Below are 22406 nucleotides of genomic sequence, written 5' to 3' on the forward strand. Positions count from 1 at the left end.
GGATTTTAATCATGCAAACTCAACAAAATATTTTGCAGCGCTTCGCCTTGCGCGTCAGCGACTGGTCTGAAAAATGGTTTCCGGATTCTTATATTTTTGCCCTGCTTGGCGTCATCATTGTGGCGATTGCCGCCATCGGAATTGGTGCACCCGCACAGGATGTCGCGATTTCCTTTGGAGACGGCTTCTGGAGCCTGATTCCCTTTACCTTGCAGATGTGCATGCTGATCGTGGTCGGTTATGTGGTTTCCGTATCTAAGCCTGTCCAGCTTCTGATCCAGAAAATGGCGCGCCTGCCACATTCCGGTCGTGGTGCGATTGTCCTGGTCGCCACGGTCAGCCTGTTAATTTCTCTGATTAATTGGGCCATGAGTACTGTACTGACTGCACTCCTAGTGATTGCACTGGCACAGCGTAAAGAGCTTAACATAGATTACCGCGCTGCTGCGGCTGCAGCGATTATCGGGATGGGTGCGACCTGGGCACTGGGCATCAGTTCTTCAGCTGCACAGTTACAGGCCAATAAAAGCAGTCTGCCTGAACCGATTTATAATCTGACGGGCGTGATTCCATTTACCGAAACCATTTTCCTGCCGCAATCCATGATCATGACGGCGGTACTGATTGTAGCTTCAATTGCGATTGCTTACTGGTCAGCACCTAAAGGGTCTGACATTAAAACCATTGAGCACTTCCCGATTCAGATTGAAGAAGAAAAACCGGAAGTATCTGCCGAAAAAAGACCGGGGGATTGGCTGGAAAATTCACCCATTTTAAGCATTCTGATTGTGATTCTGGGCGCAGTCTGGATGTTTAACGAATTTTCCAAAAGCAATCCGATTCTGGCCATTTCCAGCTTAAATACCTATAACTTTATCTTCCTGATTTTGGGCGTGGCCTTACACGGTACACCGCGAAATTTCCTGAATGCGGTATCCAAAGCCGTACCCGCCATTTCTGGGGTACTGATCCAGTTTCCGCTGTATGGCAGTATTGCCTTTATGATGACCAATGCGCTAAACCCGGCCGATCTGTCATTGTCACATTACATTGCCGAGTTCTTTGTTTCGATTGCCTCGCAGGAAACCTTTGCCATTGTGATGGGCTTATACTCGGCGATTCTGGGTTTCTTTATTCCTTCTGGCGGTGGGAAATGGATTATCGAAGCACCCTATGTGATGCAGGCAGCCCATGACCTGAAAGTGCATCTGGGCTGGTCGGTACAGATTTATAATGCTGCCGAAGCCTTACCGAATTTGATTAATCCTTTCTTTATGCTGCCGATGTTGGGTATCCTGAAATTAAAAGCCAAAGATGTGATTGGATTTACGGTGACCCAGCTGATTTTCCATCTGCCTTTGGTACTGTTCCTGCTCTGGTTCCTGGGAAGAACCCTGACCTATAGCCCGCCGGTATTTTCTTAATTCAAGACAATAAAAAAGGACGAAAATTCGTCCTTTTTTATATACGCCGCTCTCTTAATTTCCTGTCTTCTCAACCACACCTTCATCATCTACTTCACGCACAATTCCCGTTTCAGTATTCACGACCTCAAAGGTCACGCGACGGTTCTGAAACTGTCCAGCAGGTGTCGCATTGGGTTCAACCGGCTGATCCTCTCCCATGCCAACTGCCTGTAACTGTGCAGGATTGACCCCTTTTCCAACGAGATAACTGGTAATCGCTTGAGCTCGTTGCACAGACAGCACCTTATTTTCTGCTTCACTACCCTGAGCATCGGCATGTCCTGTAACCTTCAGAATGACATGCGGTGCTCGTTGCAATAATGCAGCAGCCTGATCCAGCACCAATTTATTGACCTCGGGAACTTCAGTCGATGCCGTATCAAAATTAATGATCTGTAAATTCAGTGCAGTCGCCACATCCAGCGCTTTAACATTATCGGTCTTGATACTGGCCAAGGCTTGTTCTGCCTCACTATTGGCGGTATTAATCACGTCACTTCTATTGAGCGGCTGCTGGGTCACCACTGTGACATTTTTGGCCAGACTACGAATTTGTGCTGCCAGACGCTCGGCCTCTGCATTGGTTGCTGCACGCACTGAAACCTGATTGCCAATCCAGTCAAGTGACACATTTGGCATTCCCTGCATTGTTCTCAACACAGTCGGAATAGTATCCTGATCAATAAATTCTGAATGATAAACCTCACTGCTCAGCGCCCCACAACCAATATTATAATTAAAGATCTGTTTGATCTCGTTTTGCAAAATTTCCATATACTGCGGATTATTCAGCTGTAATTGACAACTGACAATTTCGCCATTACTGCCTGTACTTAATCGCAAGGATGCAGGCTGAGCTGCAGCAACTTCACTGGTCGCTTGGGTATTTGAATCTTCAACATCATCCTGCATGCAGCTACGAACCAAAAACAGGATCAAACCCGCCAGGATCAGAAAAATAATAAACGGCCATAAAAAGCCGGTTTTTCTTTCTTCCTGAACAATGATGGTCTGCTCCGCCAATACAGGTTCCTGATTTAAATTCTGCCCTGCCAAAGGTGAAACTCCAAGCGCTGCCAGAATAGGGCCAGCCCAAAGGGGTAATGCGCGCTGAATCGAATCGGCGTGGGTTTCCAGCAAATGGCTAATCGCTTCCGGACTCGAAGCACCTGCTTCAGTCTGTAAAAAATTCATGGTCGGTACAATTGACCGGTTCAAGGTATGCTCTATTTCATCTTGCGGCGTGCTCTGATCCACTTGATCGAGAAATTGCTGCTTGAGTGCCGGGTTTGCATTGAATAATTCATGAATTTTTGGATTAAGTTGCTGACCAAGATTCTCGATCCAGGCGGGACGTGAACGCAATATACTTAAAAATATGGGATAGAATTGAGCCAAAGCTTGATCTTTGGCAAATAAGTGCTCGGTTTCACCTTGAAGCACAATCGCCGTAACATCGCTTTTTAGGCGTTCTATAAAGTCTATATTCATAATCGTCACCATTCTTTTGATTTTTCTAATGTTTAATATTTAATCAGTGTAACGATCCCCATTTTTTGAAAATGTAAATAATTGTATGAATATCATAAAGTTTCACTATTTTTGTTGAGTACTCATTTTACCAACACAAAATTTAAAAAATAAAAAAAGCCAGCCGAAGCTGACTTTTATAAAATTGGGATCACTTAAGCAGCAAAAGTTTGAACCACTTTACCCAGCACTTTTTGATTAATTAACGGGGTATTTTTACCTTGTGACACGATGCTTTCTTTATTCAGGGTCCATTCCAGTTCCGGATCTAGCAGCACCCAGCCTGATTCATTTATCCATCGATCTGCCATTTGTGCAACACGTGCCGGAGCCAAGGTCACTTTTTCCACCCATTCCAGTGGAGTCAACAACCCCTCACGAATCAATTGCAAACCAAAAGGCACATAAGTATCAAAAGCAGTGAATCCTGGCTGCGTTTCAGCAAACGGCGCCATTTTCGCAGAGCTGCTCAGCGGTTCATGATGAGTACAAATCGCATCAATCACACCTGATTTTACACCCTGACGCAGTAATTCTTTGTCCTGTTCAGAACGGAGTGGCGGACGTACATGTGCAAGAGAGTTAAATCCATCAATCAAATGATCGGTCAGATGTAACTGATGCATGGCCACATCACAGGTCACCGGTAAGTCTTTTTCCTTGGCAATACGAATAAGTTCCACCGAAGCACCGCAAGACAACAGACCAAAGTGTGCTCGTACTTTGGTTGATTCAATCATCAATAGATATTTGGCGATTGCCACAGTTTCAGCCAGTGCCGGAATCATCGGCAAACCCTGACGTGATGCAATAAAGCCTTCATGCACACAGCCGTCTTTGGCGATTTGTGGTTCTTCGGCATAGAACACCACTGTCAGGTCTAAACCTGCAGCATATTCAAGGGTACGCAGTACCACGTCATCATTGGCAAACGGCGCACTGGCATTGGAAACGGCAGTACAACCGCCCTTTTTCAAGCCTGCCATATTTGCCGGTTGTTGACCATTTAAGCCTTGGGTTTGTGCACCAATCACTTGAAGATAGATACCACCATCCAGCATGGCTTTTTCAACCAGGCCGTGAATCAATGCACCATTATCTTGTACGATTGGCTTTGAATCGGGTGGCGTAAATACGTGCAAAATGCCATTTTCACGTGCCGCTTTTCCTTCAGACTTAAGCGTACCGTGTTGCTGTTGACCCGGTTCACGTAAACGCGCACACAAATCGACCATGGTTGGCATTAACCATTTGCCTTGACCATCAATCGTTTCAGAGACGTCTGCTGTTTCTGCAACGAATTTTCCATTTTCCAGATACACGGTCTGGATAGAATTAGTGTTTTGGATCGGATCAAGAACACGGACATTTTCAATTTTTACAATAGTCATGACTTATTCCTTAACCCGCAATCGCTTCAATCAAACCTTGTTCTTGTAACTGGCCTTGCATCGATAAAGCCAACACCGCCATACGCACGGCAATACCATTGGTCACCTGCTTCAAAATCACAGATTGCGAACCATCCGCAATACTTGAGTCGATTTCAACCCCACGGTTCATTGGTCCCGGATGCATCACGATACAATCCGGTTTGGCCATGGCAAGACGTTCTTTATTCAAGCCATACATTTTGTAGAACTCTGCTTGCGAGGCCAGTGCCGGAGAATCAATACGCTCGTTTTGAATACGTAAGGTAATGATCACGTCGCAGTCTTTGATGCCGTCTTCCATATTGTTAAATAGACGAACACCATCGCCATATTCTTCAAAACCCAATGGCAGCAAGGTATTCGGTGCAATCACCCGGATATCCTGGCAACCTAAAGTTTGCAAGGCAGCCACATCTGAACGCGCGACACGTGAATGCTTGATATCGCCAATAATGGCAATCGACATTTCTTCGAATTTTTTATTGGTTTCGCGGCGAATGGTCAGCATGTCCAGCATCGCTTGAGTCGGATGCGCATGACGGCCATCACCGGCATTAATAATTGCCACTGTTGGACAGACATCCTTGGCAATAAAATGCGCTGCCCCTGAAGATGAATGACGCACCACGAAAATATCGGCCGCCATGGCTTCCAGATTCCATAAGGTGTCACGCAGGGTTTCACCTTTGGAAGTACTCGAACGGGCAATATCGATATTGAGAACGTTGGCAGAAAGGCGCTTGGCAGCGGCTTCAAAGGTGGTGCGGGTACGGGTTGAATTTTCGAAGAACAGGTTCATCACCGTTTTGCCTTCGAGCAAATTATTGGTGATCAGCTGATTTTGGTCATTAAAAAAGGACTGTGCAGTGTCCAATATTTTTGTCAGGGTTTCTTTAGAAAGACCTTCGATGGTCAAGAAGTGTTTTAGATTACCTTCTTTATTGAGTTGAATCTGGCTCGGTGTATGCAATGCCGCCAAGTGCATGAGAGATTCCTTATGCGTTAAGTCAACATATTATACAGAGATTGGCGAATTTTTATAGTTGGCCATGCTGCTACTTGTACAAAAAGCATCTGAACAATAAAAATAAAAAATCAGATTCCTTTGTATTTTTTCAATAACATAATTTAACCCGATTTGCATCTTGCTGATTTTAAGTACAAAACCAACGGGCGCTTCAGTCTGGAGCATTCACACCCATCTCAGGTTTAACGCAGTGCACCAATATAACGATGTGACACCTGTGCACGATAGATATCGTCTTCATCCGGTTCGACCGAGATCAGCCCTTCCTGCTGGCTTGGGTGTGCAGATTCTGTTGGTGAATCTTGTGCTGTTTCCGAAATCTCCAGTACCATTTTCAGGCGCTGGATCAGATGATTCAAATCTGGGTCTTGGGTCTGCTCTGCCAGTTGAATCACATGCCGGGCATAATCCAGGTTCTCTGCCAGATAAATTGCATCAATCACCCGACCTGAAACACGTCGTAAACGCGCATAGATTAAAGTGGCCACTGAAAAAGCGTCATGGTTGCGTAACTGATTCTCTAACATCTTAACCCCCATTATAAAATTGAAAAATCAGGCAGCCATCGCTCCCCATCGACTGACCGCCTGATTTGCCATGTATAGAGCAAAATGCATACCAGTTCCTCAATTTATAGTGTGAATATTATTTTTCTCTATCACATGCCACGGCCTTTCAGAGAATTTCAAAAGCTTTCAATATAAAAATACGGTAAACTTAGCGCAGTTTTTTATTTATCTTTTTTGGTCTCTCTATTATATGAATACCTCTCCACGTTTAAGCAATTATTGGGTCACCTGTGCCGATGGTCTGGAAACCTTATTAGAAGAAGAAATACAAGGCTTAGGTGTTCAGAATATTGAGCGTTTTCCAGGCCGTTTAACCTTTAAAGGTACACTGGAAAATGCTTATCGTATCTGCATGTGGTCACGTCTGGCTTCACGTGTCTTGATGCCGATCCACACGCATGAAATTGAATTTTCTCATGATGCCCGTGATGTGGCAGAAGAACTCTATGAAGGGGCTCTCAGCTTTGACTGGTCGCTGATTTTTGCACCACAAAGTACCTTTGCGATTCGTTTGCATGTCGAACGTGATATCAAGGTCAATACCCAGTTTGCGACTTTACGTGCCAAAGATGGTGTCGTAGATTCCTTTATGGAAGCCGTAGGCAAACGTCCAAGCATTGATACCAAACAGCCTGAAATTACCATGTATATTCTGGCAGGCAAGAAAGAACATACTTACTGCCTGGACCTGTCTGGCGACTCTTTGCATAAACGCGGTTATCGCCGCTTTATGACTGACGCCCCAATCAAGGAAAACCTGGCCGCTGCGATTCTGCAAAAAGGTGGTTTAAAAGCGTTAAATCCGGACATCATTGTCGATCCAATGTGTGGTTCAGGTACCTTTATTATTGAATCCCTAATGATTTTGACCGACCGTGCACCGGGTCTGGTCCGTCGTTTCGGTTTTAATGGCTGGAATGGCCATGACCATGAACTGTGGATGAGCATCAAGGCCGAAGCTGCTGAACGTCATCAAGCGGCAATGAAAAATCAATTACCACAATTCTATGCCTTCGATGCGGACTGGGAAGCGGTTAAAGCCACCAGACAAAATATTATCGCGGCGGGTTTTGAAGCTGCTCTCGACAATATCATGATCGAAGAACGGACTTTAAATGACTGGCCTGATTTCCATGCAGAAGGCAAGAAAGTATTCTTCGTGACCAACCCGCCATATGGCGAACGTCTCGGCGATAAAGCGCAAAACCGTTCTTTATACCTGGGTTTATCGGCTTTATTGCAAAAGAATTTCCCGAATCAAAAAGCGGCTGTGATTGCCTCCCAAGTGGAACAGGCCGATGTGCTGGCGTTCAATGATCCGCAAATCCTGCGTTTGATGAATGGTAAATTGCCGATCTATATCCGCTTCGGTACGGTTAAACCGGCCGCAGTGGTACGTCCATTCCTAGAAAGCTGGCAGCCTCAGCAGTTTGAACCGATTGAAGGTGCGATGGAGTTTGCCAACCGTCTGACCAAAAATATGCAAGCTTTAAAAAAATGGGCAGTCAAGGAACAGATCCATTGTTTACGTCTCTATGATGCAGATTTACCTGATTTTAACGTCGCAGTAGATCTGTATGGCGAGCGTTTGCATGTACAAGAATATGCGCCACCTAAAACTATTGATCCGGAAAAAGCCAAAAAACGTTTCAACCTGGCCTTACAGGCCATTCGTGCCGTGACCGGTTTGGGCCGTGATGCGATCTTTATCAAGACCCGTGCACGTCAGGAAGGTAAAAACCAGTACACCAAACAAAGTACAGCATCCAAGCGTTTTATCGTTCAGGAAGGTCAAGCCAAGATTCTGGTCAACCTGACCGATTATCTGGATACCGGTCTGTTCCTGGATCACCGTCAAATGCGTTTACGTATTGCACGTGAAGCAAAAGGCAAACACTTCCTGAACCTGTACAGCTATACCTCAACGGCAAGTTTACATGCTGCTTTGGGTGGTGCTGCAAGTACAACCAGCGTCGATCTGTCGAATACTTATTTGAACTGGTCTAAAGAAAATTTTGTTCTGAACGGCTTAACCGTGGATCATGCGGATGAACAGCATCAGTTCTTTGCCTCTGACTGTTTCGAATGGCTAAAAGAAGGTCATGAGCAATATGAGCTGATCTTTATCGACCCACCAACCTTCTCAAACTCGAAGAAATTCTACGGGACCTTTGACGTACAGCGCGACCATTTGTCCCTGTTAAAACGTGCGATGAACCGCTTAACCACTGATGGTACCTTGTATTTCTCAAATAACTATCGTGGTTTTGAGATGGATGAAGAAATTCTGGCCTTCTTTGATGTTGAAGAAATTACCCAGGAAACCATTGGACCTGACTTCAAGCGGAATCAAAAGATTCACCGTGCCTGGAAAATCCGTCATCCGCAAGTGTAATTTGATGATGAATTAACTGTCTTTATCACGATTGATATCTTCTTTATTTTCCCTGAGCTGAGTTTTAAGCCATGCTTTAAAGCTCGCCGCAACAAGAATACAAAAGTGTTGCAATGCTCGAAGTTAACAATAAGATTAAAAAAAACCCAGCCTAGGCTGGGTTTTTTGTTGCAAGGAGAAGTGGTTTAGTTAAGTTTCATTTTTTCAAAGATTAACTCACCTGCTTCAGCTTTCACCAGAATGGTATCGCCCGGCTGGAACTCTCCGCCCAGGATTTTCTGCGCCAGACCATTTTCAATACGCTGCTGGATTGCACGTTTCAGGGGGCGCGCACCATACAGTGGATCAAAGCCAGCATCGATTAACTGATCGAAAGCACTGTCATCTACCGACAAGCGCATATCACGTTCTGCCAGACGTTGACGTAAACGGTTCAACTGGATATCGGCAATACCGCGAATCTGGTCTTTTTCCAGCGCATGGAACACTACCAGTTCATCAATACGGTTAATAAATTCTGGACGGAAATGTTCCGATACCGCATTCATCACCACCGTACGGACTTCTTCTTTTGTGGCATTACCGCCCAATTCACGTACATCCTGCGAACCCAGGTTCGAAGTCATGACGATCACAGAGTTTTTAAAGTCCACTACCCGGCCTTGCGAGTCAGTTAAACGGCCATCATCCAGTACCTGTAGCAAGATGTTAAATACGTCCGGATGCGCTTTTTCGACTTCATCAAACAAGATCACACTATACGGTTTACGACGTACGGCTTCAGTAAGCACCCCACCTTCTTCATAACCGACATAGCCCGGAGGCGCACCAACCAAACGGCTGACCGAATGTTTTTCCATAAATTCTGACATATCGATACGCACCATGGCATCGTCGCTGTCAAACAGGAAATTCGCCAAGGCTTTGGTCAATTCTGTTTTACCGACACCCGTTGGCCCCAGGAACAGGAATGACCCACTTGGACGGTTCGGATCTGACAGACCGGCACGTGAACGGCGTACTGCATTGGATACCGCCACCACGGCTTCATCTTGCCCTACTACACGGTTATGCAGGAATTCTTCCATATGTAGCAATTTGTCACGCTCGCCTTGCAGCATTTTCGCAACCGGAATACCGGTCGCAGCACTCACTACTTCAGCAATTTCATTGTCGGTGACTTTGTTACGCAGCAATTTTGGCGTTGCGCTTTCATCGGCTTTTTCAGCCAGTTCAAGCTGCTTTTGCAACTCTGGTATCACGCCATATTGCAAACGCGCGGCCTCGCCCAGATCACCTTCACGTTGCGCTTTTTCAAGTGCTGTACGTGCCTGATCCAGTTTGATCTGTACGTCTTTATTGCCTTCGACCAGCGCTTTATCTGCACGCCAGACTTCTTCCAGGTCATGATACTCTTTTTCAACTGTGGCGATCTGATCGGACAAGTATTGAATCTCAGCTTTGGCACCTGAGTCTTCATCTTTTTTCACCGCTTCCAGCTGCATTTTTAACTGAATCAGACGGCGTTCCAGTTTATCCAGTGCTTCTGGTTTAGAATCGAGTTCCATTTTGATGCGCGATGCTGCTTCATCAATCAGGTCAATAGCTTTATCCGGCAACTGACGGTCGGTGATATAACGATGTGACATTTTCGCCGCCGCAATAATCGCGGAATCCAGAATCTGTACCCCGTGATGGGTGGCATAGCGATCTTTCAGACCACGCAGAATCGCAATGGTATCTTCCACGCTTGGCTCATCGACCAGTACTTTCTGGAAACGACGTTCCAGCGCTGCATCTTTTTCAATATACTGACGATATTCATCCAGTGTGGTCGCACCGACACAGCGCAGCTCGCCACGGGCCAACGCAGGTTTCAGCATGTTACCGGCATCCATCGCGCCATCACCTTTACCGGCACCCACCAGCGTATGCAACTCGTCGATAAACAGGATGATTTCACCTTCGTGTTTGGCAATATCTTTCAGAACCGCTTTTAAGCGCTCTTCAAACTCACCACGGTATTTGGCGCCAGCCAGCAAAGAACCTAGATCTAGAGATAAAACACGCTTCCCTTTGAGTCCTTCAGGCACTTCACCATTAATAATCCGCTGCGCCAGACCTTCGACAATCGCCGTTTTACCGACCCCTGGCTCACCGATAAGTACCGGGTTATTTTTGGTACGGCGTGACAAGACCTGAATAGTACGACGGATTTCATCATCACGGCCAATCACAGGATCAAGCTTGCCTGCCAACGCACGTTCAGTTAAATCAATGGTGTACTTATTCAGTGAATCACGCTGATCTTCATAATTGTTGCTCATGACTTTTTCATCGCCTCGGATTTGATTAATCAGCTGTTTCAGTAGATCTGCTTTTACGCCGACACTACTGAGTATTTTTTGCGTAGATCCTGTTTCAGCCAGTGCTAAAATCAACCAATCAACACTAACGAATTCATCTCCGGCTTTTTGTGCATAACTCTCCGTTAATGTCAGTACTTTATAAGCTTCAGGATTTACATTAATGTCCGCTGACGGATTTGATAATTTTGCCGCATCATTGAGGGCTTGTTGTAGCTTCGTTTGCAGCTCAACTAAATTTGCACCTGCTTGCTGTAATAAGCTTGCATAAGAAGCTTCTTTTAAAACTGCATGGAGAAGATGAATCGGTTCAATTGCGGTATGGTCTTTGCTCATAGCGAAGACTTGTGCATCTGAAAGGATCTGCTGCAGGCGATTGGTAAATTTTTCAAAACGCATTCTTGTTATTCCTCACAACAAATGTTCTACTTGATGGATATATGGGTGCACTTGATAAAATTTCAAATCATTTTTATATATTTTTCAAAAACTTAATATAAACATTTAGACAGTTTTTAATAATAATATTGGTGTAATCAAATCATATTTCAAGTGAGGTTAGAAGAATTTTTAAGGTGAAGATAAACAATTCATATTTTATTTAATTTACTCTGCTATTTTTCAGCTTAGTAGAGAATAGAGAGATATTTTTAGTACGGTTGCAACCTTCCTAGTAATCGCAATACTTCACTCAAACCATGTTCTGTTTGCATCAAGGATCTTGGCGTTTGATGATTCAAAAGCTTGTTAGGTGAATTGATAAAATGGCGCATCCAGCTCAAGTCTCCACCATGCAAGCTAAATAACTTTTGATAGATATTTACTAAAGCTATAGCTTTTTCGCCTGCTGTAGTATCTGGTTCTAATTCTTTTTCATTTATAACCAGAGATAATTCCGCCTCAGATAAACCCAGAATCAATGCAAGTTCGAATTCTTTCAGTTGCAACTGCTCAGCTAAGTTGAATACTGCTATAGCTAATACTTGGGATTTAGAAATACCTGTTTCACTATTCATTTTTATCAAATCATCTTGATGCGTCTTATTTCGATTATGCTGCTTTTATTGTTTTCCGGCCATGTTGTTTATCATCAAATTTAATTTCTCATAAAATTAAAACACCCTCGCTTGGAGGGTGCTTTAAAATAACAACACCATGATTATGGTGCCGGATTCGGCTGTTGACGGTGAATATCTTCAATACCTTTCAGTACTTCTTCAGACAGGTCGACTTCAAAAGCCTGAATATTTTCTTTGAGCTGATCCAGATTGGTCGCACCGATAATGGTACTGGTCACAAAGAACTGCTGCTTGATAAAGGCCAAAGCCAATTGGGTAAGACTTAAGCCATGCTGTTCTGCCAGCTGGGCATATTGCTCGGTTGCCCATTCACTTTGCGGATTGCTATAACGGCTAAAGCGGGAGAACAGTGTTACACGCGCATTGGCAGGACGTGCACCATGCCGGAATTTACCGGTCAGATAACCAAATGCCAAAGGTGAATACGCCAACAAGCCCACACCTTCATAATGGGCAATTTCTGACATGCCGATTTCATAAGTACGGTTCAGCAGGTTATATGGGTTTTGTACACTGACAAATTTGGACAAACCTAATTTCTCTGCGAGGTGCAGAAATTTCATCGTGCCCCACGGGGTTTCATTGGAAAGACCAATATAACGGATACGGCCTTTTTTAATTTCATCCTGCAAGGCAGTCAGGGTTTCTTCCAGATCCGTTACGGCACGGTCTTCTGCCGCTTCAGCATTGCCATAACCCAACATGCCAAAGAAATTGGTGGGGCGTTGTGGCCAGTGTAACTGATACAGGTCGATATAATCCGTTTGCAGGCGTGACAATGACTGGTCTATTGCTGCTGAAATTTCATCGGCAACAAAACGGGTTTTACCATCCCGGATATGACTACCACCTTGCGATGGTCCGGCAATTTTTGAGGCTAAAAAAAGTTTGTCACGGCCACCACGGGCAGCGATCCAGTTTCCAATCATGCGCTCGGTGGCGCCCTGCGTTTCAGGTTTTGGCGGTACCGGGTACATTTCCGCAGTATCCCAGAAATACAGTCCCTGATCTAAGGCATAATCCAGTTGCTGAAAAGCCTGTTCTTGCGTGTTCTGCTCACCAAAGGTCATGGTGCCCAAACAAATTTCTGGCAAAAGAATGCCGGTATCCGCCAACGGTCTGAATTGCATAAAAACATCCTGTGAATTTTATTCAGTGAATTGAGATTAAGTGGGCTATAACCTATCAGAATTATAAGGGAGACTTAAATCATCTTTTCTGAGAAGCTTGTTCTAAATTTTTATGTATTGAGTAATGACGCATAAAAAAAGCAAATCCGAAGATTTGCTTTTTAATATCTGGATTATTCGTCTATGGCACCATCTGCCACTGCTTCAGATGCTTCTTCTAATGAAGCATCAAAGATCAGGATGGCTTTACCATCGGTTTCGATCATGCCCTGCTCTTCCAGGGTTTTTAGTACACGTCCGACCATTTCGCGGGAACAGCCAACAATGCGACCAATTTCCTGACGGGTAATACGAATCTGACGGCCATTCGGCAAAATCATCGCTTCTGGCTGTGAAGACAGGTCGATCAGACAACGTGCAATCCGGCCTGAAACATCAATAAATGCCAGATCAGTAACTTTACGTGTGGTATTTTTCAAACGACGTACTAATTGAGCAAATACCGCATAGCTCAGATCAGGATATTGCTTGCTGATTTCGTGAAAGTTTTCATAGGTAATTTCGGCAATTTCACACACATCACGCGTACGAACTTCCGCAGTACGTTGTGGATTAACCTCGAATAGACCCATTTCCCCAAAGAAGTCACCCGCATTTAAATAAGCCACGACAATTTCACGATCATCATCTTCACGAAGAATGATAGATACAGACCCCTTCAGAATTAAATATAAAGATTTAGATTCTGATCCTGCATCAATGATCGTGGTACGTTTTGGATAACGATTAATATATGCACGTTTTAACAGTGCTTTCACGGATTCTGGTAATTGCCCCGGAGAAAGCGCATCAGTGCTTAATTGTGAAAAGTTTGAAGTCATGCTAACAGTTCCGATTATGGATAATTTATAGATCGCACAAGACCTAATGTGAACTTGTCACACAGTGGGATTGAAATTCCGTATCAACCCAATTTATGTTAGTGTACAGTTACTTGACAAATTTATAGCTTTTTTTAGGTAGTTTCAATGCAAACAAGCGTTCATTGGGTAGAGAATGTTGCTTTTAAAGCAAAAACTCAAAGTGGTCATACTATTATCATGGATGGTTCAGCTGAATACGGTGGTGAAAACCGTGGTCCTCGTCCAATGGAGCTACTTTTAACTGGTCTGGGCGGCTGTGCGTCTTTTGATATTGTTACCATTTTAAAGAAGGCTCGTCAGGATATTACCGATGTACGCTGCGAATTAAAGGCTGAACGTGCAGATACAATTCCGGCAGTATTCACGAAAATTCACTTGCATTTTGTAGTGACCGGCAAAGCGATTAAAGAGAAACAGGTCGCAAAAGCCGTAGAACTTTCTGCTGAAAAATATTGCTCTGCCAGCAAAATGCTGTCTGATGGCGGTGTTGAAATCACCCATGATTATGAAATAATCGAAGCAGAATAAAATCTAGATTCTGTAAAAAAGCGGCTGGAAAAGCTGCTTTTTTTGTATCAGAAAATTGCCTTTTCTCAGAACCGCTGAACTGAATACTGATTGCCATCTTCAAAGCTCAAGATATTTTCTGGAAATCTTAAGGCGCCGAGTCGATGTCTGAACGCGACACCCTGTTGACGATCGAGATAGCGTTTACCCACTGAATAATCCACACAAAATACGTTTTGTTGCTGTCCATACCATTGCAGTGCATCGATCGATTTGAGTAAACCGGTTTTTTCTTCAGTAGATTTAAAGTTCCGCCAATAATGTCCAGTAATGACTGGAATTTGGTCGGTATAGCTGTCCCACCATGGCACGCGGTCGATCATCCGCCACCTTCCACCGGCATAAATCGGTTCTAAGGCGATTTTTTCCGCACCAGAAGTAATGACCCGAATGGGATTGTGCATTTGCTCACGTAGCTCTTTTTCTGCGAGATGTTGCAATAAAGGTAAAGTTGCAGCCGGGTCTTTGAACTGGTGTTGGTAGCGTTGCTGCTCTATCTGGATGAATTCATTAATACCTAAGGCTTGCAGATCCAGCGCTGTATGTTGAACGAAATCAGCATAGGCTTCGCCAAGCGAAGTAAAACCAGAATTGCGTAATTGATCAATTGATCCTTGATGCCAACAGGCATGCACAACACGCAGCTGCTCCGACTCCAAGGCCAACGGTAAGCTATTTAAAAAATCCAGAATCCATTGTCGATCTTTGATTGAGGCTTGGATCGAATCAAAAGGTTTCAGATCATCCTGATGCGGTGAACCAAAAAACCAGCCATTGCCTTCCCGCAAAGTATCGGTCAATAGGTTCAATTCATGATTACCCATCACACATTGTGCATAGCCTTCATCTACCAGCTGTTTGACGCGTTTGATCACCGCAACACTGTCTTGCCCCCGGTCACATAGATCACCGACAAAAATTAGTTTGCGCTGTTCTGGATGATGACCATTCCGGTCATAACCTAATACCTGGATCAGTTGTTCCAGCGCGGCAATCTCACCATGAATATCCCCCACGATGTCCACGGGACCAGTGAAAGCCTGCTGTATAAATGAGTACTTCATTTATGCATCCTGAATTAAGTCTAAAACAGAATATATCCCTATGAGTATGCTTTAAATTTATGAAGATCTGAATACAGAATGAATCATCATTTAAATAATTTAACCCGAATCACGGATAAGAAATTGACTTGAAAAATAAGAGGACTAGAGCCATCAGTTGAGTTACCAAACCAAACTCACAACTCTAGTCCTGATGTTCAATAGTACCGATTCTGCTTAATTGATGATTTCTTTCTTAAATTTGAAGCAACTTATTGGAAGTTCCTCAAACAAAGTCATCATTCTCTAAGAATCAGAAATGCTCAGCTCACAATTTCAGAAATCTGCTTTATCACCATTTGGTACAAATGTTCTCATTTCAATAATTTCAAAGCCTTTTTTACATGGCTAAAGCTGGATAAAAGCTTTTTATTTAAGCACTTGCCTTGCTGCCAACGCATGATTCACTTGATCAATAGGCATGAATTAGCACTACATGCCCTGTATGTAGCTTTGATGAAAGGCAAAGATAAACAATACTTATAGATTGATTCAACAACGCTACCTGTTTGTAAAAATCAACGTATTCAATGCCATAAATCATTAGCCCAAATCGCATCACGTGGCAAAAGTTCTATGGGTTGGTTTTATGGCTGTAAATTACATATCGTGATGAACCAATTTGGTGAAATTAGTTGTTCTGCTTTATCGAATGGACATGTTGCTGACATAAAAATGGTTGAGCAATTGGTTGATGGTTTTGCATCGCTTCAAACAGTTCATTTACGCTGACTTCCTGAATCCGGCTTTTTGCATTCTGGATCAATTGCTCTGCAGTTTTCATCATTTTCATTCTTCCTCGGCCATTAAAATTATATTTTGTATAAACGATGCTCAGGTAGATTGAAAGCGTTTGAGTTTAAATTTCCAACTGGCTATTTAGCCCATGAGCGCTGAATAGATTAAATACATCGCCACCCCAACCACGGTAGTGGCAAATATTTTCTGTACCTTGTTACTGTCAATCCGCTGCATCAGACTGCGTCCAATTAACATCCCGACAATACAGGCCAGGACAAAGGTCAGCGTAACCGAAACAGGATATTGAAAGCCATCCAGCACGTGTGCAGAAATACTGACCCCACCAATCAGGAAAATAATCATCAGGGAAGTCGCAACGATACTGCGCATATCAAGGTCGGTGAATTTACGCAGGGCTGGAACAATTACAAAACCACCCCCCACCCCCAACAGACCGGTTAATAAACCTGCCACAACACCAATACCTGCTAGGAACGAAGCAGTTTTGACATTCCAGATCAGACGACCGGTCGATTGATTGACCTTGCACGGTGCATTGCCATGGTCGGTCACTTTATTAAAAAAGATCCGGTAAGCCACGATCAGCATGACCAGACTGAAAGCCAGCGTCAGCCAGACCGGAGAAACGATATCGGCCAGATGCACGCCATAACGCGCTGTAGGAATACTAATGAGAGCAATCCAGAGGGCAGCGCGATAACGTACAATACGCTTGAACAAACCCTCGAACGTTCCGACCAAGGCCGACAGCGTGACCGCAAGCAATCCCACCGGCGCAGCCTGGGCCACCGTCCAACCCTGGGTCGTCATCAGTGCAGGTACAGCCAGAATACCGCCACCGGCACCGGTCAAACCCAATAGCACTCCGATAACTAGCCCTTCAAGTATTAATGCCCACATCGCCCTCTCCCTTATCCACAAAAATGATTCAATAAAGGTTGAACTTTTTGTTGAATCACGACACAAGCTTATTTGAAGTAGTTAAGAGGAAGCTTGAGGTAAGAAACACCGTTTTGTTCTGGCTCAGGAAACTGTCCTGCTTTCATATTGATCTGAATCGCCGGTAGAATCAGCTTAGGCATACTCAGTCCTGAATCCCGCTGATTTCGCATCTGAGCAAATTCAGCTTTACTGATTCCCTGATGAATATGGATATTCTGTTTTTTCTGCGTCTGTATATCAGATTCACACACATACGATTCACGTGTTTCAGGCAGATAGTCATGACATAAAAAGACCCGGGTATCTTCTGGCAACTGAAACAGGCTTTGCACCGAATCATAAAGCTGTTCTGCGCTGCCTCGCGGAAAATCACAACGTGCTGTACCATAATCTGGCATGAACAACGTATCACCCACAAAAACCGCATCGCCAATCACATAACTCAGGCAAGCAGGCGTATGTCCCGGTGTTGGAATGTTATAGGCTTTCAATGTTCCAATTTGGAACGACTCATGATCTTCAAATAAATAATCAAAGAGCTGCTGAGCATTCCATTGTTTAATATCCAGATGATAAATCGCGCCAAAAGTTTCCTGAACAATACCAATTTTCTGGCTCATGGCAATTTTGCCACCCAGTTCTTCTTTGAGATATTGCGCTGCAGTTAAATGATCAGCATGGACATGGGTTTCGAGAATCCACTCGACCGTTAAACCCTGCTCTTTAATATAGGCAATAATTTTATCGGCATGAATAGTGGATGTACTTGCTGATGCCGGATCATAATCCAGAACGCTATCAATAATGGCGCAGGCTTTGGTCGCCGGATCACGTACAACATAACTGAAGGTATTGGTATCTTCGTGAAAAAAATCTTTTACTATAGGTAAATTTGACATCGTTAAGCTCCTGACCATTTACGGTGAATCCATACACCCACCAGCATTGCTACAATAAAATAGAGCACTTGATAGTGGCCCAAACCGATCAAAGTGAAACTTGGCGCCGGACAGATGCCGGCAATGCCCCAACCTGCACCAAATAAAACCGCACCCGTGATCAGCTTCTTATCTATCTGATTATTTTTAGGTAAATCAATAGGTTCATTAAATACTGTTTTCGGTTGCGCCGTACGTAATGCTTTCTGGAAGGGAATAAAGGCCACAGTAATCGCGCCCATCATCACAAAGGCCAGACTGGCATCCCAATCGCCAAACAGATCCAGGAAATCGAGTACTTTTTCCGGATTGGACATGCCCGATACCATCAATCCCACAGAGAACAGCGCACCAAATAAAAAGGCAAACACATTTTTCATTTTAGAATGCTCCTGTGATATGACGGATAATATAAACAGCGACAAAACCTGCAAACATAAAAGTCATGGTCGCGATGATAGAACGCTTAGACAGCCGACTAATGCCACAAATTCCGTGACCACTGGTACAGCCCGAACCCAAACGTGTCCCAAAGCCTACCAGCAGACCTGCCACAATCATCATCAATGGGCTGGCATTCAATTCGATTTCAGGTTGTACAAACAGACCATAAATAAACGGTGTAATGATCAAGCCTGATAAAAACCAGATCGCAGGCGTTTTAAATACGGTTTTTGGGTTTAATACCTGCCCAACCAAACCACTGATTCCTGCAATACGGCCATTGACATACAGATAGCCGACCACTGAAAGTCCGAGCATTAAACCGCCAATAAATGCGATGAGGAAGTCATGCATGGTGAATCAATCTCTATACAATATACTTTTTTATATTATATATTAAAAAATAATAATCAAGCAGTTTTGTGGTAAATTGTGTAAACTGCATGGGTTACATCAAAGGTTTCAAGGACATCTATGGATATGATTGCTGCAAATGCCAAAATTGATTTTTCACAGGTCGATTTCGTCAGCCAATGCCTAAAAGTTTTAGCCAATCCTGATCGTCTGAAAATCTTATGTGTCCTGGTTGACGGGGAAATGAATGTTCAGGAAATTGAAGAATCTGCCGATATTCATCAACCTACACTTTCACAACAGCTGACTGTACTGCGTAAGGCCGACATGGTTGGCACCCGACGTGAGGGCAAACAGATTTTCTATCGTCTGAGTGACCCCAAGGTCTTGAGCCTGATGCAAAAGCTGTACGAGCTGTATTGCGCCCAGCCCTCTTCTTAGTGCAGCCAAAAAGAAATGATCAGAAGCAGTCCGCTAAAAGCAGTAAACAGATTTAGCCATACGGGATACTGGGTGTAATAACCTTCAATAAATTCCGGCGGTCGCAGTGATGTCAAACCCCGTCGATATTGCAGGATTGAGGCGAAATTCACCAACATACCAAATACAATCACCGCAATCCCCATCCACTGTGCATAGGCTATTTTTATGCATAACGTTGATGATCGACTAATTACAATAGCCGGTTGGTTTTTTTAATCACAAAACCCAATGCAATTAATGTCAGACCACTCCGGTTTCATGCCAGAGCGGTTCATTCCAAAGCAAACAGTATCCGTGGATGATCCAAAGTTGACATATCTCATCCAATCTTATTGTTCAAAAATTTCCTTGACGTCCATCGCCAGGCCTTGAGTGGATTTAAATTCACCCTGATTATTTTTCCAGGCCATCGACGGTGTGGAGAAAAAGCCGTATTTCCCCATTAGGGCCTGGTTGGCATCAATTTTTGCAGCAATTTCGGCAGGAATCTTTTCCATTTTCTTGAGCTGCTTTTTGCCTTTATTCTTGTTTATATCATTAAAAACTGCTGCTGGATTTTTCGACATTAACAATGTGGCCACCTGGCCACGGCTTTCTTCACGGATCACACCGACCTGAATATGACGCAACTGCACCTTGCCTGATTCGACCCAAGGCCGAGCCGCCTGCCAGAATTTATAGCAATATGGGCAATTCGGATCGGAAAAGATATAGACCACCCGTGGTGCATCTGGCTTGCCATCCTGGATCCAGGTCGATTTTTCCAGGGTTTTCCATACATCGTCCAATACCGCTTTTTTCATATGCTTTTCAATCTGCTCATTGGAAAGGCTTTTCCCTTGTGCATCAAACAGTTCGCCCTTGATATAGTATTTATCATCGTTGGAGATAAATACCGTATTGGAATACTGGTCTTCATGCCCTACCCAGCCAGTCATTCCTTGCGGTGCCGGAATCTGTTTTACAAACACAAAACCCTGTTTTTCAATATGCTGTTTAATATTTGCCTGTGTGTGCATGCTCATGATCAGGAACATGCCTGCACCAAGCACCTGGTGAATTTTGTTCATACTAAGTCCTTCCGTTTTTTAAGGTTGATCTGAAATTCTGTTTAAATATTGCTGCAACATGGCCGGACTGAGTTCCCCCATATGCCGCTCGACCAGCTGGCCTTGAGCATTAAAAAACAGCGTCGTTGGCAGGCCAAAACTATTCAGCTGCTGGGGTAGTTCACCATATGGGTCCAGCAGGACATGTTTAAATTGAAACTGATGTTTTTTTAAATAGGCATTTACAGTTTCAACCTCCTCACCCTGATTGAGCATGACAAAATTCACTTGAGGGTGCTGCTCGGCTGCTTTGGCTAACACCGGCATTTCGCGGTGACACGGCGGACACCAGCTCGCCCACAAATTAATTACCGTGGGCTGGCCAATGAACTGGCTGAGTGGAATCTTGTCTGTATCCAGACGCTCCTGTTCTAGTCCAGCAAAGGCGAGATCAGGAAACGCTGCTTCAGTTTTTAGGCTGGATTTGAATACGAGCCCAAGCCCGATCCAGAGTACCAATATGATCAACAAGATGGCTTTGAATCGGGTCTGCAACTGTCTGTTTCGAATGACATACCATAAAGCACCAATTAGCACCCCTCCCCATAAATGAAAACCTTTGTCCTGGATTTTCAGTATGTCGATGGGTGCTGCAAAATACAGCTCGGCATTAAGCAGGACGAAAACAAGACGCGCACCCAGCATTCCAACCAAAAAACTGCTCCAGAGCAAATCCTGACTTTGTCCAAGCAGCTGTTTAGACCATGAATACTTTCTGGCTAATCCAAACAAAATGGCAGATAATAGCATCAAGCCAGTTGCAACAATAATGAGGGACCAGGGCAACATCAAAGGTCCCAGATGCAGTGCATCACTGGAAATCATCATGGTTGTTCCCCTTGCAGTTGCTGCAATTTACCGAGCAAATGTGTCGCGCTAAAGCTTCCGGTTAAACGCAACTCGCGTTGTTCCTGATGCGCTGCATTTAGAAATATGAAGGTGGGTGGTCCGAGGATTTGCCATTCTTTTAGCAGCTCATCCTGACTTGGATGATAGTGGGTCAGGTCTAATTTGATACGAACCACATTTTGTAAAGCAGCCTGAACATCACTACGTGGAATCACTTCCTTTTCGATCGGTTGACAGGCCACACACCAGTCCGCATAGACATCAATCACCACCGGCTGTGCAGGATGTTTGGCTAAAACCTGTTGCAATTGTGCGGCTGTACTGACTCTCTGCCATTCAAGCCGTGATTCTACATGGGCCACCTGTACCTGACTCCAGACATGATAGAGCTGCATGCCTCCTGCATAGACCAGTAAACCACTGAGCAGCATCAGGCCTATTTTCGCTACAGACCGATGCACATGAGGCAGCATCTTGAACAAGAAGTAGCCTGAACAGGTGATCAGTACCACACCCAAAAGGCTCAGGTATAAAATGCCGGGCAATAGTGGACGGGCGAAATACAAGGCCAGAGCCAGCATGACAAAGCCAAAACTAAACTTCAGGCGATCCATCCATATGCCAGGTTTGGGTAAAAGATGGGACCCAAATACGGCAGCAATAAATAGCGGCAAGCCCAGCCCAAAGCCTAAGACGAACAGATAACTGGCTCCCAGCATCGGTTGATTGAGCTGAGACACATAGATTAAGGCACCGGCCAACGGCGCACTCATACATGGCCCGACAATCAGTGCAGCGATCATGCCCATAAGACCGGCACCAATCAGCGTGCCACCCTTCTGCTTTTGCTGCCATTGATCCAGACGCTGTAACATTCCTTGGGGTAAGGACAGCTGAAATGCTCCAAACAGATTAAGTGCGAACAAAACAAACAAAG

Annotated in this window: 19 protein-coding genes and 3 pseudogenes; 5 read left to right on the forward strand and 17 right to left on the reverse strand. The window is 44.3% G+C overall.

The window, feature by feature from the left end:
• Nucleotides 1–11 precede the first annotated feature (11 nt).
• On the forward strand, nucleotides 12–1424 hold the full coding sequence (locus tag Q9R24_RS01200) for a TIGR00366 family protein (RefSeq protein ID WP_311203539.1): 1413 nt from the start codon (nucleotides 12–14) through the stop codon (nucleotides 1422–1424).
• A 54-nt stretch (nucleotides 1425–1478) separates the two neighbouring features.
• Here the strand turns inward: Q9R24_RS01200 and Q9R24_RS01205 are convergent, their stop codons facing one another.
• From Q9R24_RS01205 to Q9R24_RS01220, 4 genes are all read right to left on the reverse strand, one after another.
• On the reverse strand, nucleotides 1479–2969 hold the full coding sequence (locus Q9R24_RS01205) for an OmpA family protein (protein WP_311203540.1): 1491 nt from the start codon (nucleotides 2967–2969) through the stop codon (nucleotides 1479–1481).
• A gap of 182 nt (nucleotides 2970–3151) precedes the next feature.
• Nucleotides 3152–4387 carry a dihydroorotase gene (locus tag Q9R24_RS01210; protein WP_311203541.1) on the reverse strand — a complete coding sequence of 412 codons (1236 nt, stop codon included), beginning with the start codon at nucleotides 4385–4387 and terminating at the stop codon, nucleotides 3152–3154.
• Between the two features lie 10 nt (nucleotides 4388–4397).
• Nucleotides 4398–5414, reverse strand: coding sequence for an aspartate carbamoyltransferase catalytic subunit (locus Q9R24_RS01215; RefSeq protein WP_311203542.1), 1017 nt, complete (start codon nucleotides 5412–5414; stop codon nucleotides 4398–4400).
• Between the two features lie 224 nt (nucleotides 5415–5638).
• Nucleotides 5639–5983, reverse strand: a complete 345-nt coding sequence (locus tag Q9R24_RS01220) for a hypothetical protein (RefSeq protein ID WP_004280135.1) — start codon at nucleotides 5981–5983, stop codon at nucleotides 5639–5641.
• Nucleotides 5984–6215: 232 nt separating this feature from the next.
• Between Q9R24_RS01220 and rlmKL the strand changes: the two genes are divergently transcribed.
• A complete protein-coding gene (gene rlmKL / locus Q9R24_RS01225) occupies nucleotides 6216–8420 on the forward strand; it encodes a bifunctional 23S rRNA (guanine(2069)-N(7))-methyltransferase RlmK/23S rRNA (guanine(2445)-N(2))-methyltransferase RlmL (protein ID WP_311203543.1) in 2205 nt (734 codons plus the stop codon).
• 185 nt (nucleotides 8421–8605) lie between these two features.
• Here the strand turns inward: rlmKL and clpB are convergent, their stop codons facing one another.
• From clpB to crp, 4 genes are all read right to left on the reverse strand, one after another.
• Nucleotides 8606–11185 carry an ATP-dependent chaperone ClpB gene (clpB, locus tag Q9R24_RS01230; RefSeq protein WP_004646581.1) on the reverse strand — a complete coding sequence of 860 codons (2580 nt, stop codon included), beginning with the start codon at nucleotides 11183–11185 and terminating at the stop codon, nucleotides 8606–8608.
• A gap of 251 nt (nucleotides 11186–11436) precedes the next feature.
• Nucleotides 11437–11802: an antitoxin Xre/MbcA/ParS toxin-binding domain-containing protein gene (locus Q9R24_RS01235; RefSeq protein ID WP_004646580.1), complete on the reverse strand. Its 366-nt coding sequence runs from the start codon at nucleotides 11800–11802 to the stop codon at nucleotides 11437–11439.
• 143 nt (nucleotides 11803–11945) lie between these two features.
• Nucleotides 11946–12995, reverse strand: coding sequence for an NADP(H)-dependent aldo-keto reductase (locus Q9R24_RS01240; protein ID WP_191112402.1), 1050 nt, complete (start codon nucleotides 12993–12995; stop codon nucleotides 11946–11948).
• A 173-nt stretch (nucleotides 12996–13168) separates the two neighbouring features.
• Nucleotides 13169–13876: a cAMP-activated global transcriptional regulator CRP gene (gene crp / locus Q9R24_RS01245; protein ID WP_004280141.1), complete on the reverse strand. Its 708-nt coding sequence runs from the start codon at nucleotides 13874–13876 to the stop codon at nucleotides 13169–13171.
• Between the two features lie 147 nt (nucleotides 13877–14023).
• On the opposite strand from crp, the gene Q9R24_RS01250 reads away from it, so the two are divergent.
• Nucleotides 14024–14446, forward strand: a complete 423-nt coding sequence (locus tag Q9R24_RS01250; RefSeq protein WP_311203544.1) for an OsmC family protein — start codon at nucleotides 14024–14026, stop codon at nucleotides 14444–14446.
• A 65-nt stretch (nucleotides 14447–14511) separates the two neighbouring features.
• Here Q9R24_RS01250 and Q9R24_RS01255 read toward each other — a convergent pair whose 3' ends face one another.
• Complete coding sequence (locus Q9R24_RS01255; protein ID WP_005262073.1) at nucleotides 14512–15549, reverse strand: metallophosphoesterase; 1038 nt, start codon at nucleotides 15547–15549, stop codon at nucleotides 14512–14514.
• Between the two features lie 219 nt (nucleotides 15550–15768).
• Here Q9R24_RS01255 and Q9R24_RS01260 point away from each other — a divergent pair.
• A pseudogene (locus Q9R24_RS01260) lies at nucleotides 15769–16299 on the forward strand (transposase); the annotation flags it as partial.
• A 168-nt stretch (nucleotides 16300–16467) separates the two neighbouring features.
• Here Q9R24_RS01260 and Q9R24_RS01270 read toward each other — a convergent pair.
• The 4 genes from Q9R24_RS01270 to Q9R24_RS01285 form a co-directional block, all read right to left on the reverse strand.
• Nucleotides 16468–17250: a sulfite exporter TauE/SafE family protein gene (locus tag Q9R24_RS01270; RefSeq protein WP_071850361.1), complete on the reverse strand. Its 783-nt coding sequence runs from the start codon at nucleotides 17248–17250 to the stop codon at nucleotides 16468–16470.
• Nucleotides 17251–17318: 68 nt separating this feature from the next.
• Nucleotides 17319–18191 (reverse strand): MBL fold metallo-hydrolase, encoded by an 873-nt coding sequence (locus Q9R24_RS01275; protein ID WP_005262089.1) that lies wholly within the window; start codon nucleotides 18189–18191, stop codon nucleotides 17319–17321.
• 2 nt (nucleotides 18192–18193) lie between these two features.
• The gene (locus Q9R24_RS01280) at nucleotides 18194–18610 is read right to left on the reverse strand and encodes a DUF6691 family protein (protein ID WP_004646572.1); all 417 of its coding nucleotides are present in this window, start codon (nucleotides 18608–18610) and stop codon (nucleotides 18194–18196) included.
• 1 nt (nucleotide 18611) lies between these two features.
• Entirely contained in the window at nucleotides 18612–19028 is a 417-nt protein-coding gene (locus Q9R24_RS01285) for a YeeE/YedE family protein (protein ID WP_005251416.1), read from the reverse strand.
• A 120-nt stretch (nucleotides 19029–19148) separates the two neighbouring features.
• On the opposite strand from Q9R24_RS01285, the gene Q9R24_RS01290 reads away from it, so the two are divergent.
• Nucleotides 19149–19469, forward strand: a complete 321-nt coding sequence (locus Q9R24_RS01290; RefSeq protein WP_071850363.1) for a metalloregulator ArsR/SmtB family transcription factor — start codon at nucleotides 19149–19151, stop codon at nucleotides 19467–19469.
• On the opposite strand, the pseudogene Q9R24_RS01295 reads toward Q9R24_RS01290, so the two are convergent.
• The 4 genes and pseudogenes from Q9R24_RS01295 to Q9R24_RS01310 all read right to left on the reverse strand — a co-directional run.
• Nucleotides 19466–19776 (reverse strand): annotated as a pseudogene (locus Q9R24_RS01295) (DUF202 domain-containing protein). The gene Q9R24_RS01290 and the pseudogene Q9R24_RS01295 overlap by 4 nt on opposite strands.
• Before the next feature lie 64 nt (nucleotides 19777–19840).
• Nucleotides 19841–20581: a thiol:disulfide interchange protein DsbG gene (gene dsbG / locus Q9R24_RS01300; RefSeq protein ID WP_311203545.1), complete on the reverse strand. Its 741-nt coding sequence runs from the start codon at nucleotides 20579–20581 to the stop codon at nucleotides 19841–19843.
• A gap of 18 nt (nucleotides 20582–20599) precedes the next feature.
• Entirely contained in the window at nucleotides 20600–21448 is an 849-nt protein-coding gene (locus Q9R24_RS01305; protein WP_311203546.1) for a TlpA disulfide reductase family protein, read from the reverse strand.
• A pseudogene (locus tag Q9R24_RS01310) lies at nucleotides 21445–22404 on the reverse strand (cytochrome c biogenesis protein CcdA); the annotation flags it as partial. The gene Q9R24_RS01305 and the pseudogene Q9R24_RS01310, both read right to left, overlap by 4 nt.
• Nucleotides 22405–22406 lie beyond the last annotated feature (2 nt).

This window comes from Acinetobacter sp. RRD8, assembly GCF_031844225.1.
GTDB lineage: Bacteria > Pseudomonadota > Gammaproteobacteria > Pseudomonadales > Moraxellaceae > Acinetobacter.